Genomic DNA, 18,139 nt, shown 5'->3' with positions numbered 1-18,139 from the left:
ATTCAAGGATTTTAGCCTGGTCTGGTCAAACACCCCTCAAGGTGCGAAACAGGCTTGGTCATATTGAGAATGTTAAGGTGGAGGTTCTGTATTTTTTGCTATTTTGCAGGTATTTTCAGTGGTGTGATGTATATGTCATGGCAGCATTACGCATAAGGATGTAAAGTAAAAGAGATACAAACAAACATGAGATGAAATGGACATGTTTATGGTAAACTATATGGAGTTATAGAAGACCTGAAAGAGGAGTACTATATGACACAATTTGTCTATAAGCAAATTATTGACGATCTTAAAATGAAAATTTTCGCTGGAAAGTTTGCAGATATGAGATTGCCAGATGAACGTAGTCTTAGTGAGACTTACCAGGTTAGTCGTAGTTCCATTAAACGCGCTCTGACTAAAATGGAGAGTGTCGGAATTATTTTCAAAAAACAAGGCTCCGGGACATTTATTAATCCCTTATACATAAGAAATGAATCTATCTTTAACTATGAAGGCTCTAATCTAGGAGTTACTGATAATTTTCAAATGCATGGCAAAAAGCCAAAAATCAAAGTATTGAGTTTCGAGGTCATTCCACCGACAGAAGAACTACAGCGCGATTTGTTCTTGGATACCCATGATTTTGTTTATAAAATCGTTCGCTTACGCCTGTTTGATGACGATCCCTTTATGATTGAAACGGGCTACATCCCCATTAAAATTGTCCAAGATTTAAATCAGACGATTATTGAGGGTTCCATTTTTAATTATTTGGAAGACTCGCGGAACCTGGCCGTCACCAAATCTTTTTTATCCATTTTTGCAGAACCGTCCCAAGAGAATGACCAAAAGCTACTAGAATTGAAAGAAAATGAACCGGTAGGCATTATGGAGGGGGTTTTCTTTTTAGATAACGGCACGCCATTTGAATTTTCACATATGCGGTTTCATTACAAATATTTGAAATTTAATACCTTTGTATCGGTACACTAACGAAAAGACTGGAGAATTCTCCGGTCTTTTTTTATGGTTTTGAAAAAGAATTAGAGTCTGCAAACCTTTCATTTATCACAAATTTTATTGGTTTATCTTTCTATATATTTTAATGTAAGAGCTTTTTTACTGTCTTTTTAATTTATATTTCATAGTATGTTCAAGATTTCACAAAATTGGACCGTATCACTTGTGAAAAAGGTTGAATTAATTTAGCGTAGCGTTATGATGTACATGTAGATGAAATTTCCGGAAATAAATTACAAACCAAATTACAAACCAAATTACTAGGGAGTGGACACCATGGCCTTAACACCCGTGTTAGCAGAATACTCATCTCAAACATATTTGAAAAAACTTGATGCATACTGGCGTGCAACCAACTACATTTCAGTAGGTCAGCTTTATTTAAAAGACAATCCTTTGTTGAGAGAACCTTTGAAAGATTCGGATGTAAAGGTGAAGCCTATTGGACACTGGGGCACGATTCCAGGCCAAAACTTTATTTATGCTCATCTTAATCGTGTTATTAATAAATATGATTTGAACATGCTTTATATTGAAGGTCCTGGTCACGGCGGCCAGGTTATGGTTTCAAATTCATATCTTGATGGAAGCTACACTGAAATCTATCCACAAATCACTCAAGATATCCCAGGCATGAAGAAACTGTTCAAACAATTTTCGTTCCCTGGCGGTATTGCTTCGCATGCTGCTCCTGAAACACCTGGATCTATCCATGAAGGTGGAGAGCTGGGCTATTCCCTTTCTCATGGTGTAGGTGCTATCCTAGATAATCCGAATCTGATTTCGGCTGTTGTTATTGGGGATGGTGAAGCTGAAACGGGACCATTAGCCGCTTCGTGGTTCTCTAACAGATTTATCAATCCAATCACGGATGGCGCAGTGCTGCCAATCTTACACTTGAATGGCTTCAAAATTAGTAACCCAACGATTATGTCTCGCCAATCGAAAGAAGAGTTAACTTCGTTCTTTAAAGGTTTGGGTTGGGAACCGTTTTTTGTTGAAGGTGAAGACCCTGATCACATGCATCCAGAAATGGCGAAAGTATTGGATACTGCCATCGAGAAGATCGAAGCTATCCAGAAGAATGCACGTGAAAATAATGACCTTACTCGTCCGGCGTGGCCAGTACTTATCTTCCGTTCACCTAAAGGCTGGACGGGTCCAAAGGAATGGGACGGAGTGCCGAATACAAATTCGTTCCGTGCCCATCAGGTTCCAATTCCGGTTGATCAAAAAAATATGCAGCACGCACCTGCCTTATTAGAATGGCTGAATAGCTATAGACCAGAGGAATTGTTCGACGAAAACGGTCGTTTAAAAGCTGAGATTGCTGAAATTCTGCCTACAGGCGATAAACGAATGGGAATGAACCCTGTTGCGAATGCGGGTAACCTTATTAAAGACCTGAAATTGCCAGATTTCCGTAACTATGCGCTGGATAACTCCACGCCTGGTAAAGTGATTGCGCAAGATATGTCGGTTTTGGGCAAATACGTTAAAGATGTGGTTGTATTAAATGAAGAGAATCGCAATTTCAGAATCTTCGGACCTGACGAAACGATGTCTAACCGCTTGGCTCCTGTTTTTGAAGTAACCAAACGCCAATGGATGGATCAAATTATTGAGCCTAATGATGAATTCTTGTCATCTTATGGTCGTGTCATTGATTCCCAATTGTCTGAACACCAAGCTGAAGGATTGCTGGAAGGTTATGTGTTAACAGGCCGTCATGGTTTCTTCGCAAGTTACGAAGCCTTCCTGCGTGTGGTTGACTCGATGATCACTCAACACTTCAAATGGTTGCGTAAAGCAACGGATCAAGGATGGCGTGCAGACATCCCATCATTGAATGTTGTAGCTACTTCAACGGTCTTCCAACAGGATCATAATGGGTATACACACCAAGATCCAGGTTTGTTAGGTCATTTGGCTGATAAGAAACCAGAATTTATTCGTGAGTATCTGCCAGCTGACGCCAACTCTCTGCTAGCTGTTTTTGACACCATTTTAAATGACCGTCAAAAGATCAATTTGGTTGTTTCGTCCAAACACCCACGCCCACAATGGTTTTCTGCTGATGAAGCGAAGGAATTGGTGGACAAAGGGTTAAAGATCATTGACTGGGCAAGTACAGATCAAGGTGGAGAGCCTGATATTGTTATCGCTTCTGCCGGTACAGAGCCAACGATTGAAAGCTTAGCTGCGATCTCTATCTTGCATAAAAAACTGCCTGATTTGAAGATTCGTTACATCAACGTAGTAGACTTACTGAAGCTGAGAAGCCAAAAGTTAGATCCTCGTGGATTATCTGACGCTGAGTTTGATCAATTTTTCACAAAGGACAAACCAGTCGTATTCGCTTTCCATGGTTACGAAGGTCTGATCAAAGATCTGTTCTTTGATCGTCACAACCATAACCTGCATGTACATGGTTACCGTGAAAATGGCGATATTACGACACCATTTGATATGCGTGTATTGAATCAAATGGACCGTTTTGATTTAGTGAAGGAAGCTGTTCTAAACTTACCTGACGCTGGAAAGTATGCGAATATTGCGGATGAAATGGATGCAATGGTTAAGAAGCATCATCAATTCATTCGCGAAGAAGGCATTGACTTGCCAGAGGTAGAGAACTGGGTATGGGAAGGCCTGAAATAAAAAAAGTACAGTACATTTCAGCTTTGTGTTGGACAACCAAGCAGTCTAGCATGAAGTGAAATATATGATTTGGTAGCAGAATAGAAGTGCCTGGCCCCTTGACTTCAAGTATGATTTCAACGGGGATCAGGCATTTTTTGATGCAGCACACAGAGAATTTAATAGGGAAGTCACGAGCAAGTGGGTAATAAGTATATGGGGAACTGAATGGTTCGCTGCATTTTGTCTGAATATTGAAGAGGTGTTATGGTATAAGAGAATAGGAGAGGAGGCTGTTAATATGAACCATCCAATTCCGGAGAAGGTATTGAATGATGGCACTAAGGTGCCTGTCATTGGGTTTGGAACTGCTGGATTGAAGGGTGCAGATGGAGTAACAGCGATAGCTAGCGCGATTGATGCAGGTTACCGTCTGATTGACACAGCTTTCAACTATGAAAATGAGGGTGCTGTCGGGAAAGCTGTCCGGCAGAGTTCTGTACTTCCTAAGGCCTCTTCTGTAAAACATCAGACGGAAAATCTGGACATTTTTGATTTTGAGTTGTCGCCTGAGGAAATGAACGTAATCTCGGCACTTAGCAGGGAAGATGGACGGCTATGGGGGCAGGACCCCAATTCCTATGAAGAGCTATAATCTATAAGAATGAATGAGAAGGGTTCAAAAATCTGTGGAAGATTTTTGAACCCTTCGCTTTTAGTAATAACCGAAAGCATGCGATAGGTCCGTATATAGATATGATGAATGATGAACATTTTTAATCGGATTTGATGTATGATATGGGGGAATGTAGTCCTTTCGAAGGAGGTCATCATGGGGATTTTGTCAAGGTTTAGGGATATTATGAAGATGAATATCAACGCCTTAATGGATAAGGCGAGTGATCCGGAGAAGACGATTGATGATTATATGCAAAATCTAAATAGTGATCTAGGCAAGGTGAAAGCGGAAACGGCCTCAGTGCTGGCTGATGAGAAAAGGGCGAAAAGAGCACTGGATGAATGTAGAACTGAGATCAAAAAGCTCCAGCATTATGCAAGTAAGTCTGTGGAAGCTGGCAATGAAGAGGAAGCCCGAAAGTTTTTGGAGCGTAAAGGTTTGCAGGCGGAGAAATTGGAATCGTTACAGACATCCTATGACTTAGCTTCGGCAAACGCCGTACATATGAAACAAATGCAGGAGAAATTGGTGTCCGATATAGGGCAACTGGAGTTGCGGCGTGCCGAACTTAAAGGGAAGCTGGCGATCGCCAAAGCACAGCAAACCTTGAATTCTATGGGCGACCATGATTCTGTTTTCGAGGCCTTGGAAGAAAAGGTGAACAGGGCATATGATGAAGCGATGGCGATAGCCGAGCTCCGAACAGGATGAAGGACGACCTGGATGCGTTATTCGCACAATATGAGAAGAGTACCAATCCAGAAGATGAGCTGGCTGCAATCAAGAAGAAAATCAATCCCAAAGAATCATAATAGTTTCTACATGAAGAGGTGAGCAGATGCCGGTTATCGAATACAAATGCCCCAACTGCGGCAGCGGCATGGTCTTTGACAGTGAGACAGGAATGTTATCTTGCCATAGCTGCGGAAGAGAGGACAACATCGATACGATTCCTGATCCTCTGACTAATCGTATTTTTTCAGAAGATGAAGCCCATGAGTATCATTGCAATAACTGTGGAGCAGTGATTATGACCGAAGTGGAGACGAGTGCAACGGTGTGCAGCTTTTGTGGTTCTGCCGTGGTGCTGGGTGATCGACTGACCGGAGAGCTAGCTCCGGCGCAAGTTATTCCTTTTTCGATCAGCAAGGAAGAAGCCATAGCTGCATTCAAAAAATGGTGCAAGAATGGCCGTCTGTCACCGAACCGATTCATGATGGCCGACCGAATCAAGGGAATAACCGGTATGTATGTCCCCTTCTGGTTATATGAATTACATAATCAAATTGAGGTTCAAGGTGAAGGTACCCAAGTGAGAACCTATACGAGCGGAGATTACGAATATACAGAAACGAAGCATTTTGATGTATATCGGAAAATCCGTTTGAATTATGTGAAGGTTCCGATTGATGCTGCGGAGAAAATGAATGACGAGCTGATGGATAAATTGGAGCCTTTTCCCTATGATCAGCTCAAGCCTTTTAAAACACCATATCTAGCGGGTTATATTACGGAAAAGTATAGTTATAACGAAGAAGAGCTTTTCCCGCGAGTAAAAGACAAAGTGAAGGAATATATTGATGCTTATATTCAGTCTACGGTGTCAGAGTATACGTCCGTGAGTTACACGGAAAAGCAAATTGATACTACATTAAAACAAGCGGATTATGTCCTGCTCCCGGTATGGGTCATACACTATGACTACAATCAATTGGAGCATACGTTTGCGATGAACGGTCAGACGGGCAAGGTAGTTGGTAAACCTCCGATTAGCAAGTTCAAAGTGACAGCTTGGTTTGCAGGCATTTTCGGCATAACTCTCTTTTCATTAAGGTTAATCACTTGGCTAATCATGGGAGGAGAATTCTATTGAAAAAATATAGAGCCATTGTGGCTGTTTTGTTGTTCTTTGCCGCCTTTCTAGCGGTTCCTATGGAAATGAAGGGCGAAGCAGCAACGACAGAAATGAAGCCATTGATTTTTGATGAGGCGGGGCTGCTTAATCAGGAAGAGTATGATGTGTTGAACACGATGGCTAACCAATACGGAGCCGAAAGAGAAACAGACATTATTGTTTATACGACCAACAACCCCAACAATATGGATGTTATGAAAATGACGCAGGATTTTTATGATGACCATGGCCCGGGGTATGACAGGTCCCATGGGAATGCAGTCATTTTAACGATGGATATGAGGAATAGAGAGGTTTATTTAGCTGGCTTTTACAAAGCAGAACGGTATCTGGATGACGACAGGCTTACTAAAATCCGCCATGAGATTACCCCGGATCTGACGAACGGTAACTATGGGCTTGCATTTCAAAAGTATATTCTGGGCGCGCACAAATATTTGGCCATCCGCCCAGGTGTGAATCCGGACAGCATATTTTTCAAAGGCTGGCTTCATTTGGCGGTTGCGCTGGGATTGGCGTCTATTATTGTAGGTAAGATGGTTTCGAGTTCCGGCGGTCGGGTTACGGTAAATCGGCAGACCTACGAGGATGCAAGCACGTCAGGGGTTCTGGCACATCAAGATCTGTACACTCACACAACGACAACGAAGCGGAAGATTGAAAAGAGCAGTAGCAGCAGCTCATCAGGTGGAGGAGGCGGAACCACCAGCGGCGGTCATTCGCATAGCGGCAGCAGAGGATCATTTTAATGGAAGGGATGGATACAGCACATGGGGTTCTTCAGGAATCAATTTGCAAATGTTGTTGAATGGGAAGAATTTAGGGATGATATGATTTTTTGGAAGTGGAGCAATCGTGAAATTAAAAAAGGCAGTAAATTGATTATTCGCTCCGGTCAGGACGCCATTTTTGTAAATAACGGCAAGATCGAGGGCATTTTTGAGAATGAAGGGTCATATAACATGGACTCTGATATTATTCCATTTCTATCGACATTAAAAGGATTTAAATTCGGCTTTAACAGTGGCATGCGGGTGGAGGTCTTATTCGTTAATACGAAGGAGTTTACGGTCAAATGGGGAACACAAAACCCGGTTTTGATCCCTACTCCCCAACTGCCAGGCGGGATGCCGATTCGTGCCAACGGCACATTTAATTTTAAAGTAAATGATTATGTTACGCTTATTGATAAGATTGCCGGGGTAAAGGACAGTTATCTTGTTGAGGATGTGAAAATACGGATTACTTCGGTGTTGGATCAGTTATTGATGAAGTGGATCAGCCGAGAAGGCAAGGATATGTTTAATCTACAGGCAAATGCTTCTGATATTTCGAAGGGCATTCAGGAAGATCTGGATATGCAAGTGATGGACAACGGTATGACGATTACAGGGTTTCATGTGATGAGCTTCAATTATCCTCAAGAAATCCAGGATATGATTACAAAGACAGCTTCTCATGAAATGATCGGTAATCTACAAAAGTACCAACAAGTGACGATGACCGACGGTATTGCATCGGGGAATGTAAAAGGCGGCGGTGCTGCTTCAGATATGGCGAGTATGATGATGGGCATGAATATAGCGAATGAAATGATGAAAAACTTGAACCCAAGCCAGAAGCCCCCGGCTGAGACTCAGCCTGCATCCGATGCTCCCACTCCTTCTGGTGAAGGTAAAAGACCTAATTTTTGTCCGAATTGTGGCACAAAAAACGAGGGAGCTAACTTTTGTCCGAATTGTGGACAGAAATTGAACGGGTAGCCATAGCTAACCGCTGAACTGTTTCCTTTCAGGAAATTGCCGACTGGCTAAGTAATTCTATGAACCAAACAGCAGTTGTTGCAGAGTATTCTCTGTGATGACTGCTTTTTTAATGTAGATTGTTCAAGCATTTTCTTTATAAATCAGATTTATTGGATTGAAAAAGGTACACAAGATAAGGTACTATAGCTATATAGTACGTATTTATATTAACTAATTAGGCATTACATTAATAAACTATAGATATAGGAGCCATAAAGATGACCAAATTCCAAGATCAAATCATTGCGCGGTACAAGTTTGATGATGCAGAGAATGTCGGCAAGGATAGCTCTGGACAAGGTAATGACGGGATTGCTTCAGGCACAGCAGCACCTAAGATCTCCCATACTACCGGAAGAGCGGCTTTGGCACTTGAGGGAGGTCCCAACGGAACATCTTATATTCAGCTACCTTCTGATCTGTTTAAAGATGTAAGCGATAACACTGGTGTTACAGTGACGGCTTGGGTAAACTTCGGCAGATTCACGGATATGTGGGAACGTGTTTTTGACTTTGGTAAATCCCACACGGGTCCTTATATGTTTATGACACGGAATCTGCGTGGAACTCTTTTCACTGAGGCTGACTTATCCGTAGACCCAGGAAGAGGTTTTGTCAGAGATGAATGGATGCACATAGCCCTGTCTGTAATCGGCACGGAAGGCGGCACATTAAGTAGTGCGGGCCCGGTGGTATATGTCAATGGTGAAGTGGCAGCAGACGGTTCCATCAGCCAAACCTCCAGCGGCAACTATGCCAAGCTGCGCAAATGGTTCGAAACGTTTGCAGATTCGACCAACTATAGCAACAATTTTATTGGTCGTTCCCAACATGCAGCGGATGTTGACTTTGCTGGCTTGGTTTCGGATTTCCGAATTTATAAAGCAGGCTTGACGGCGGATGAAGTCATTGAGGTCATGTGCGATTCATTGACAGATGAGGAGATTGTGAAGCTTGCCCGCGATAAGTATTTATCATTTCCGACGACGATTATAACCAAAGACATATCTCTACCAACGGTTCTGATGGGTGGAAGAGTAGAAGTGACCTGGAAATCCAGCCAACCTAGCATACTCTCTGACAATGGACAGGTTCAGGCGATTACTTCCGCAGAGGGGGTCACCGTTACGGCTCTCTTGACCAGAGGTTCGAGCCGGATTGAAGAAAGCTTTGAAGTATCCGTTCTCCCAGAACAATTGCCTCCATACACGCTGACCATTCATGGGAATAAAGAAGTTGTGGATGTCAGCGAAGTGATGTACGGCTTATTCTATGAGGATATCAATAACGCCGCAGATGGCGGGATATATGCAGAACTTGTACAAAATCGCTCATTCGAATCCTTCGAGTTTGATACGTATTCCCATGCTTCGGGTGAATGCGGCTGCTCTACAGGACGGAATCGCAATCCGCTGTTCGCCTGGTCTGGTGATACGGACAAGATGAATCCACAACATAGCGGTGGATTGAATGAATTTTTGGGCGCAAAGGATAAGGATGTGAACTCTTATTATGTGACGGTAGCGGATGGGGCAACGATCCGGAACAAAGGCTTCTCCGATTCTAACCAGAATTGTGCCATGTCCATCCAAGAGGGGGCCAAGTATGAGTTCACCATCTGGGCAAAGGCCGATTCGACGGGTACCATCACACTGCAACTTCAAGACTCGAAGGAAAAGGACATCAGTGATTCGGTAACCGTACAGGTGGAAGGTGGCAGCACGTGGAAAAAATACGGTGTCGACTCCAAGCTGGTGCTGACAGGTACAGCTACGGTGCTGGGACAGCTGGCACTTACATTTGAAGGGGACATTTCCATTGATATGGTTTCCTTATTCCCACAAGATGTATGGGGAGCAGGAGAGGAAGAGCAGTCCCCATCGGCACACGCCAACTATCAGGGCAACCCTAACTACCGATTGAGAAAAGATCTGGTGAACGCACTGGTTGGCATGCATCCGAAGTTTTTGCGTTTTCCAGGTGGTTGTATTTCCGAAGGATCGTTTATATGGGAAAATGTATACGACTGGAAGGAATCCATTGGGGATATCGAGCTGCGCAAGGAAAACTTTAATGTATGGGGCTATATGATGACCATGGGTCTTGGTTATATGGAATACTTCCAGTTGGCAGAAGACCTCAATGCAGCTCCGCTTCCGGTTATGGCCTGTGGTGTGCTTTGCCAAGCCCGCTCGGATTATGCTCATCCGGCTGGAGGTGCACTAAGAGAATACTATATCAAGAATTTTACGGATCTGATCGACTTTGCGATCAGCGTTGATTTTGAACATAATGAATGGGCCGCCATGCGTAAAAAAATGGGCCACGAAGCACCGTTCGATTTGCGTTATCTGGGCGTGGGCAACGAAAACTGGGGTACAGAGTTCTTCGCCAACTTTGAGGTATTCAAGACATCAATTGATGAGTACATGGAGAAAAATTATCCGGGATATGAACTGCATATCATCTCCACGGTTGGCGCTCAAGCAGACGACGATGCTTATCAGCAGGGCTGGAAGTTCCTGAGCGGTAATATGAAGGGCTCAGCCAAGGTTGCTTTTGCAGACGGTAACCAGGTGACGGAAGAGACTGTAACCTGGTATGAAAAGCAAAAAGACTATATGGACACCATTGCCGATGAACACTATTACCGTTCTAATGAGTATCTGTTGAATAATGTGGACCGCTATAATTACTACTATAGAGCTTATAACGCGGATGGCAGTGTCAACTGGAAAGAAACGTCGAAGGTTTTTGTTGGGGAATATGCCTCAACAGATAAAAATACATTGGCAGGCGCAGTAGCAGAAGCAGCAGTGATGACGGGCTTCGAAAATAATGCCGATGTCGTCCGGTTGGCTGCCTATGCGCCGCTGTTTAACAAAGTCCTGACGGACGGAACTTACAGATGGACACCGGATTGTATCTGGTTCGATGACGAAACCGTGTGGTTTACACCAAACTATTATGTGCAGCAAATGTATGCCCAATATTTGGGTGATAAAGTATTGGCCACTTCGTTCTCTACTTACAAAAATGGCAAGCCGATCGACCTCATTCCTCAGGGTGGAATCGAAATCGCGACAGGCAACGCCGAGGTTGTAGTTAAGCGTGTGACCGTTACCTCCAATAAGGACGGCAGTGTACTGCTGGATCAAGATTTTACTAAGGAATTGAATTCATTATGGAAAGTTATTCCTGGTTCCGTAGGATCTACGTTGGAGGAAGGCAAGGGGCTTGTCCTCAAAGCCCAAGATAGCGGTCTGAATGGCTTGTACATCTTGAACGACAGCTGGAACAACTACAAGGTAGAGGTGGTTGCTTCTCGCCTTTCCGGCACGGACGGTTTTTATGTGGGTATAGGCCTCACGGATATTACCACTGAGAAAAAGAACGTCATCGAATACGCGATTGGCTATGGCGGCAATGCTACCGGCGTGAAGGTTTACAAGCAAGGTATAGAAGGCTATACCATGGGTGACTACTCTTCCAGTACAGCGGCGGGCAACCTGAGAGCGGCGAGCTATGAAGAGTTGGCCGACAACACCGACTACACCATCACGGTGAACTATGGGGGAGAAACGGGCAACAACCTGATTTGCTCCTACACCGACGGCAAAACTACCAGTAAAGTGCTGGACTACAAGTTGGAGGCTTACAACAGAGACGTATTTAATTCGGTGACCCAAGATGCTGAACATGTATATGTGAAGCTTGTGAATGCCGATAACGTAGATAAGGCAACACAGCTGAATCTGGAAGATTTGAATGTTGAATCCAGTGCCAAGCTGATTACACTAACCGGCGATTCCTCGCTTGTTCATGTACCTAACGTGAATAAGAAAAATGATGAAAAGGTAGTGCCTACCGAACAGCAGATTACGCTGCATACGGATTCTGTCCTCTTACAATTACCAGCTAACTCGGTAAATGTACTCGTACTTGATCTTAAAGCGTAAACAATTAAAACCCGCTCATTGAGCGGGTTTTTCTATGGATCAAGTCAGAATGTTGTTGATTTTATTTCCCTGACGGGCATTACTTCGTGCTTCTGTTCACCAGTTCACGCGGATTGGTGCCATCGTCTATCGTTAGCGGGGTAGCCGCACCTGTAGCAATTCGCTCCCAAGGTACCATTTTAAAGTTCTGATTTAACTTCTTGCCGTTTTGGAGATTTTCGTCATCTTGTGCAACGAAGATACCATGGGGGAAATTCTTGCCTAATCCGTAACCCAGAACATCAATACCGTCTGTGACAGACGTACCATCTACGGTAGGGCTGTCGCCGATTGTGAAGTTGCTTATATACGCATTGTCGCCTTGTCGTTCATAGATCGCATAGCTACTGTTGCCTTGGCTGGAGGCCATGAGATACCCCTTGCCGTCTTTGCCGTAATACAATGTGAGTCCCTCTATGTCATCGTGAAGTCTACGTCCATCTGCAATATCAACACGTCGCAGCGGCTTGGATGAACCGTCTGGCTCGGCACTATATTTCCAAATGGCGTAATCCTCTTCAGCTATATAGAGCGTACCATATTCATCATCAGCAACCATGCCCTCGGATTGCGTAGCCAGCTTAAACTGGCGGACAAGCTTGCCAGCAATTTTGCCGTTTCCATTGTCCGTCAGCTCATATTGCTCAAATTCACCCTCTTTGCCCAAAGCGAGCGCATAAAACTTATCTGTCTTGAGGCTATGGTACAAGCTGAATCCATATACTTCTTTCATAGTCGCTTTAATAGGTTTGTCAACCACATTGGTCAACGTTCCTGATACACCATCAATGGTAAAGATATCGATCGTGTTGTTGGTGCGATTGGTTGCGCCTGCGATATCGACTTTTTTACCGCCCAATGTGAAACCGTAACGAAGATCCACGTTGTTCATTTTTCCGACTTTCATGTTTTGCAGCTGCTTGCCATCCAGGTCATAGACTAAAATTCCGCCGCCCTTATTGGTAGCTAAAATTCTGCTTTTATCTGGATTAACCGGATTAAGCCAGATTGCAGGGTCGTCAGCTGCATCTTCTCCATCCTCCACGGCTTCTGTTTCGACAGAGGGGAGCACTTTATAGGTGGGGACTGCGTCCTTGGGATCTGTATATTTGCTGTTCTCTGCTTCAAGCGTAGTAATCACTTTTGTAGGAAGATATACATTTCCATTGATCATCTTAATTTCTCGGTCTGCTTTTCCGCTTTGGCCAGCTAGACGATATTGCTTCTCACCGACTGTAAAAGTCCCGACAATGCCATTTTTCAGCTTTATCAATACTGAATGGTCATCACTATCCCATGTAATGGTTGCCCCCATTTTATCTGCCTGTGTTCGTAGTGATGCGTACCCGGATGGCTGAGTGTCTGCCGCATGGATCAGTTCTGGTGATACCAGAATCCCTGTTAACATGGTTAATAATGCTAGTTTATTTACCTTCATATGTAAGCCCCTTTTCTGAAGCGAAAATGATATAACCGACTCAGTATAAAGTGACAGTATCAAAAGAATGCAATCAAAATGTAAAAGAGACGTAAACATTCAATTGGCTGGTTTCCAGTATTGTTGTCTGTAATTCTTCGGTGACATTCCAAACCTTTCCTTGAAACACTTAGAAAAATAACTGGCCTGGGAGAATCCTGTTTCCTCTGTAATTTGTTGGATGGACCAGTCGGTTTGCAGCAAAAGACTGCGTCCCTGATCCAGGCGGTAGTCCATTAAATACTCTAGCGGCGTGCGTTGGAAGGTGGTCTTCATGCATCTGGCAAGATAGTTTTGATGTACGTGAAAATGTGTCTCCAGGTCTTTATTCGTGATGGCATTTCTGTAGTTTTGCTTTAGAAATATTTCGATCTGTTCAGCTAACTTTGAGGAACTGCTTTTATAATTCTCATCATATTCCAAACTCTGAAAAATATTCACAAATGTTTGTTGAGTCTCCCATAGAGCCAGCTTTCGAGTTTTTAAAGTAGAGGCTAGTAAATAGTCCAATTTAGAGAACAGCTCATGGGGATTAACTAGTTTTTGATATTTGGGGAGATGGATGGTGGTATGTTCTGAATGAAAATGCAACTCAGGAATGGGGGTGCTAGGGATAATAAGATCAGGCGAGGATTGGGCGCACCACATGCTATTGGTTTGAAAATGAAACCAGTAAAAGGAGGTTTGTTCTGTACATGCCTCTATGGGGAAATGGTGCTTATCCGGCTCAAGAATAAGTGCATGATTTTCAGTTATCTTCCACGACTCATCCTCCTCACCGATGTGCAGTAGTCCTTCTTTAATAATAATTACGTCAAAATATCCCAAGTTATAGCGATTCGGATGCCAGTCCCCTTTTTGGTATGTAGTAAAATTCCCCTCAATGAAATAAGGCAATGGAGGGACAAGGAAAGATAGAAAGTCTGTTTTGCTCATGGAAGTCAGCTCCTTTGTGTGTGAAATCGTATAAGTTTTAGTTAAAGATCGCGATTTTTTTTATAAATTCAGGTTGATAAAATAAGGACTGTAGCAAGGGGAGCTCAGGTTAGCTTGTTCGATATTATCATTACTTTATCCTTATTTTTTCAAAAATGAAAGCGTTCTATTTTCAGGAAGGGATGTTTATCCAATGAAAACGGCAAAACCAGTGAAGCATGTCATCGTCGATGATTCATTTTGGAAAAAGTATAAGCAGGTTGTGGCGGAAGAGGTTATTCCTTATCAGTGGAAAGCATTAAATGATGAATTACCAGATACAGAACCCAGCCATGCGATTGAGAACTTTAGAATTGCGGCCGGGGAATCTAGTGGAGAGTATTATGGAACCGTTTTCCAAGATAGTGATCTTGCCAAATGGTTGGAGACGGTTGCTTTTAGCTTAAGGGATCATCCAAATTCTGCGCTTGAAGAGCGGGCTGATGAGGTCATTGATCTATTGGGAAGAGCACAAGCTGAGGATGGATATCTGAATACGTATTATCTGCTGAAGGAACCCGACAATCGCTGGACGAACCTAAGAGATAATCATGAGCTGTATTGTGCAGGACACTTTATAGAAGCGGCTGTTGCTTATTACGAAACGACGGGCAAGACGAAACTCCTTCACATTATGGAGAAATACGTAGACCTGATTCAGCAGATATTTGGTACAGAAGAAGGGAAGCGGAAAGGCTATCCGGGGCATGAAGAAATTGAGTTGGCCTTGATCAAATTATACGACGTAACGGCTAAGGATCAATACCTCAAATTAGCGCAATATTTTATCGAACAGCGGGGACAGTATCCTATTTATTTTGTGGAGGAGCAAGAAAAGAGAAAGCATATTCAAACAGAGCCCACCTGGAATGATGATAACAATATTAATTTTGGCCTAGGCTTCGAATATCAGCAGGCACACCAACCTGTGCGAGAACAAAAAGAGGCCGTTGGTCATGCGGTAAGAGCAGTGTATCTGTATATTGCGATGGCGGACCTAGCTGCAAAAACGGGAGATGCTTCTCTGCTACAAACCTGTGAAACGCTGTGGGATGATGTCACGAACCACAAAATGTACATTACTGCCGGAATCGGATCTACGGTGAACGCGGAAGCATTCACTTGCCATCATGATCTTCCCAATGACAGCATGTACTGCGAAACTTGCGCCTCTGTAGGGCTGGCTTTCTGGGCCAATCGTATGCTGCGCTTAGCGCCGGACCGGAAATATGCCGATGTTCTGGAGCGTGCGCTCTACAATGGAACGATCAGTGGGATGGATCTGGATGGGAAACGGTTTTTCTACGTGAATCCGCTGGAAGTCAATCGTTTCCAAAAATCGAGAAAAGATCAGGAACATGTAAAAACAGAGCGGCAAAAATGGTTCTTCTGCGCCTGCTGTCCACCCAATTTGGCGCGAATGATTGCATCGGTGGAGGACAATATGTACACCCAGACCGAGGATACGTTGTATACGCATCTGTATATTGCCAGCAAGGTGAACATGACTTTATCTGGACAAGAGATTGAAATTACACAAACCCATCATTATCCGTGGGATGCGGATCTTGCTCTTTCGATCCATGTAACAGAGCCAACTGCATTTAAATGGGCACTGCGAATTCCAGGGTGGTGCAAGCAGGCAGAGGTAAAGGTGAATGGGGAAGTCATATCACTAGACCATCTTGAAAAAGGCTATGTCGAGATTCAGCGCACTTGGAAGGATGGCGATATGGTAACTTTGCACTTGGCTATGCCGGTGGAGCGCATTCGGAGCAATCCGCTTGTCTCCATGAACCAGCAGCAAGTTGCTCTTCAACGTGGTCCAGTTGTGTACTGTCTGGAAGAAGCGGATAATGGGGCGAACCTGGCAGGATTAAGATTACCAAAGGATAATCCCGTTACAGAAGAATTTAGCGAAAATCTGCTGGGTGGCATTGTAAAGCTGACCATAGAGGGATATCGGGTAAAAGGTTCAAATGCATTATACAGCTCGGAGCCCCCTGAACTTGTTCCTCAACAAATTACCGCCATTCCTTACTACGCCTGGTGCAACAGGGCCAAAGGGGAAATGCGTGTATGGGTTTATGAATCATAATTCATTCGCATGGGGAGAGGAAAGATCATGAGTACGAGAATTGTGAGTACGGAACCACCCGAAAAAGCAGCCAGTACCGTTCCTTTTCATCGTAAAATCAGCTATTCGTTAACGGATACGGCAGGCAATCTACTATACTGTGTTATTTCCAGTTATCTATTATATTTTTATACGGATGTATTCGGTCTTTCTATCGGGATTGCCGGGACATTACTATTTATCACCCGTTTTATCGATGCCATTGATGCCCCGATCTGGGGTATCCTGATTGACCGAACCAAATCAAAATACGGCCAGAGCAGACCTTATTTTCTATGGCTAGCTGTTCCGTTTGCCGTGTTCATGGTCCTTACGTTTACGACGCCCAATTGGAGTGAATCGGGGAAAATTGCATATGCGGCCATCACTTATATCATAGCGGGTATTTTGTATACGGGAATCAGTACACCGATTACGTCTATTCTGCCTAACCTGAGCACCAACTCCAATGAACGCGTGGTCTTGAACTCTTTCCGTATGGTCGGGGGAAACGTGGGCTTCTTCATCGCCACCACGTTCACCTTACCTCTGATCGCCTTCTTTGGACAGGGGAATGACCAAAAAGGATTTTCTCTAACGCTCGTTTTATTTGGAATTATGGCGATTATTATGTTTTTCATAGCGTTCGCCGATTTGCGTGAAAATGCGGCAGTGAAAACGAAATCTGTTCCCATTGCTAAAAGCTTTACAGCCATCAAGCGAAACTGGCCCTGGATGCTCGTTGTAGCTGCTAACCTGTGTTACTGGATCGGTTTGAATATTCGTTCTGCCACGCTTATCTTTTATCTGCAATACAATCTGGACAGTAAGGACTTGGTGCCTTTAATCAACGGACTGACCTCTTTGCAATTAATCTCTATGGTTCTGATTCCGTTGTTTGCCAGAAAATTAACTAAAAATACGATCATGATTATCGGATTGATATTAGCTGCATTAGGTCAAGTTGTGATTTTAATGGGAAGTACAAACTTAACCCTTATTATTGCTGGCTGGATCATTGGTGCATTAGGATCAGGCTTTGCGTGTTCTATGCCATTTGCCATGTTGTCCGATACGGTTGATTATGGGGAATGGAAAAATGGAATTCGGGCAAGTGGATTCCTGACTTCTATTGGAAGCGCATTCTGTATTAAAGCAGGTAGCGGAATTGGCGGATTATTGCCAGCATGGGTTATGGGTAGCACGGGCTATATTGCTGGAAAGGTTCAGACCCCGACTGCTTTGTCTGGCATTCAGTTCAGCTTCATCTGGCTGCCGTTTATCGTCTTCTTGATCGGAATTATCCCTATGTTTTTCTATAAGAAATTCGAAAAGAATGAAGCTTCTATTCAACAAGACTTAATTGCGAGAAGATCATAGATATTCTCTTAACAAGATGTTATGCATACCGAGGGATGGTATAATCCTGTTTCAAAACCTGTTCACCGAGCTGAGCAGGTTTTTCACCTTTTTTCTATTCAAATGTGAGCAAACGCATTGACAGAATTTTCTTTTGGAGTGATACTTCT

At 43.6% G+C, this 18,139-nt stretch carries 10 protein-coding genes and 2 pseudogenes; 10 read left to right on the top strand and 2 right to left on the bottom strand.

Features of this window, described 5'->3' with window-relative positions; genetic code table 11:
• Positions 1–255: 255 nt before the first annotated feature.
• The 8 genes and pseudogenes from C0638_RS06655 to C0638_RS06620 all read left to right on the top strand — a co-directional run bounded on the left by C0638_RS06655 (position 256) and on the right by C0638_RS06620 (position 12,003).
• Positions 256–978 (top strand): GntR family transcriptional regulator, encoded by a 723-nt coding sequence (locus C0638_RS06655; RefSeq protein WP_058711433.1) that lies wholly within the window; start codon positions 256–258, stop codon positions 976–978.
• Between the two features lie 303 nt (positions 979–1,281).
• Entirely contained in the window at positions 1,282–3,666 is a 2,385-nt protein-coding gene (locus tag C0638_RS06650) for a phosphoketolase family protein (RefSeq protein WP_058711369.1), read from the top strand.
• 280 nt (positions 3,667–3,946) lie between these two features.
• Positions 3,947–4,147: pseudogene (locus C0638_RS26135) on the top strand (aldo/keto reductase); the annotation flags it as partial.
• 330 nt (positions 4,148–4,477) lie between these two features.
• Positions 4,478–5,136: pseudogene (locus C0638_RS06640) on the top strand (PspA/IM30 family protein).
• 26 nt (positions 5,137–5,162) lie between these two features.
• Positions 5,163–6,197, top strand: coding sequence for a TFIIB-type zinc ribbon-containing protein (locus C0638_RS06635; protein ID WP_058711368.1), 1,035 nt, complete (start codon positions 5,163–5,165; stop codon positions 6,195–6,197).
• Entirely contained in the window at positions 6,194–6,988 is a 795-nt protein-coding gene (locus C0638_RS06630) for a TPM domain-containing protein (protein ID WP_058711367.1), read from the top strand. Before C0638_RS06635 ends, C0638_RS06630 begins: the two co-directional genes overlap by 4 nt.
• Before the next feature lie 21 nt (positions 6,989–7,009).
• Positions 7,010–8,002: an SPFH domain-containing protein gene (locus tag C0638_RS06625; protein ID WP_040102382.1), complete on the top strand. Its 993-nt coding sequence runs from the start codon at positions 7,010–7,012 to the stop codon at positions 8,000–8,002.
• Between the two features lie 260 nt (positions 8,003–8,262).
• Positions 8,263–12,003 (top strand): alpha-L-arabinofuranosidase C-terminal domain-containing protein, encoded by a 3,741-nt coding sequence (locus tag C0638_RS06620; protein WP_058711366.1) that lies wholly within the window; start codon positions 8,263–8,265, stop codon positions 12,001–12,003.
• Between the two features lie 79 nt (positions 12,004–12,082).
• Here C0638_RS06620 and C0638_RS06615 read toward each other — a convergent pair whose 3' ends face one another.
• Both C0638_RS06615 and C0638_RS06610 read right to left on the bottom strand, forming a co-directional pair.
• A complete protein-coding gene (locus C0638_RS06615; RefSeq protein WP_058711365.1) occupies positions 12,083–13,480 on the bottom strand; it encodes a phytase in 1,398 nt (465 codons plus the stop codon).
• A 99-nt stretch (positions 13,481–13,579) separates the two neighbouring features.
• Positions 13,580–14,455 (bottom strand): helix-turn-helix transcriptional regulator, encoded by an 876-nt coding sequence (locus C0638_RS06610; protein ID WP_058711364.1) that lies wholly within the window; start codon positions 14,453–14,455, stop codon positions 13,580–13,582.
• 193 nt (positions 14,456–14,648) lie between these two features.
• On the opposite strand from C0638_RS06610, the gene C0638_RS06605 reads away from it, so the two are divergent.
• Both C0638_RS06605 and C0638_RS06600 read left to right on the top strand, forming a co-directional pair.
• Entirely contained in the window at positions 14,649–16,592 is a 1,944-nt protein-coding gene (locus C0638_RS06605) for a glycoside hydrolase family 127 protein (protein ID WP_058711363.1), read from the top strand.
• A 27-nt stretch (positions 16,593–16,619) separates the two neighbouring features.
• On the top strand, positions 16,620–17,990 hold the full coding sequence (locus tag C0638_RS06600; RefSeq protein ID WP_058711362.1) for a glycoside-pentoside-hexuronide (GPH):cation symporter: 1,371 nt from the start codon (positions 16,620–16,622) through the stop codon (positions 17,988–17,990).
• Positions 17,991–18,139: the final 149 nt, after the last annotated feature.

Origin of the sequence: Paenibacillus sp. lzh-N1, assembly GCF_002872435.1 — a bacterium.
GTDB classification, from domain to species: Bacteria; Bacillota; Bacilli; order Paenibacillales; family Paenibacillaceae; genus Paenibacillus; species Paenibacillus polymyxa_C.
The sequence above is the reverse complement of the archived record's forward strand: the minus strand, read 5'-3'. Positions and strand labels throughout refer to the sequence as shown.

What these genes read in the sequence shown, in the direction of transcription:
- C0638_RS06605 (WP_058711363.1), top strand. Translation starts at nt 14,649, where the DNA reads ATGAAAACGGCAAAACCAGTGAAGCATGTCATCGTCGATGATTCATTT.
- C0638_RS06625 (WP_040102382.1), top strand. Translation starts at nt 7,010, where the DNA reads ATGGGGTTCTTCAGGAATCAATTTGCAAATGTTGTTGAATGGGAAGAA.
- C0638_RS06615 (WP_058711365.1), bottom strand. Translation starts at nt 13,480, where the DNA reads ATGAAGGTAAATAAACTAGCATTATTAACCATGTTAACAGGGATTCTG.
- C0638_RS06600 (WP_058711362.1), top strand. Translation starts at nt 16,620, where the DNA reads ATGAGTACGAGAATTGTGAGTACGGAACCACCCGAAAAAGCAGCCAGT.
- C0638_RS06655 (WP_058711433.1), top strand. Translation starts at nt 256, where the DNA reads ATGACACAATTTGTCTATAAGCAAATTATTGACGATCTTAAAATGAAA.
- C0638_RS06610 (WP_058711364.1), bottom strand. Translation starts at nt 14,455, where the DNA reads ATGAGCAAAACAGACTTTCTATCTTTCCTTGTCCCTCCATTGCCTTAT.
- C0638_RS06650 (WP_058711369.1), top strand. Translation starts at nt 1,282, where the DNA reads ATGGCCTTAACACCCGTGTTAGCAGAATACTCATCTCAAACATATTTG.
- C0638_RS06620 (WP_058711366.1), top strand. Translation starts at nt 8,263, where the DNA reads ATGACCAAATTCCAAGATCAAATCATTGCGCGGTACAAGTTTGATGAT.
- C0638_RS06635 (WP_058711368.1), top strand. Translation starts at nt 5,163, where the DNA reads ATGCCGGTTATCGAATACAAATGCCCCAACTGCGGCAGCGGCATGGTC.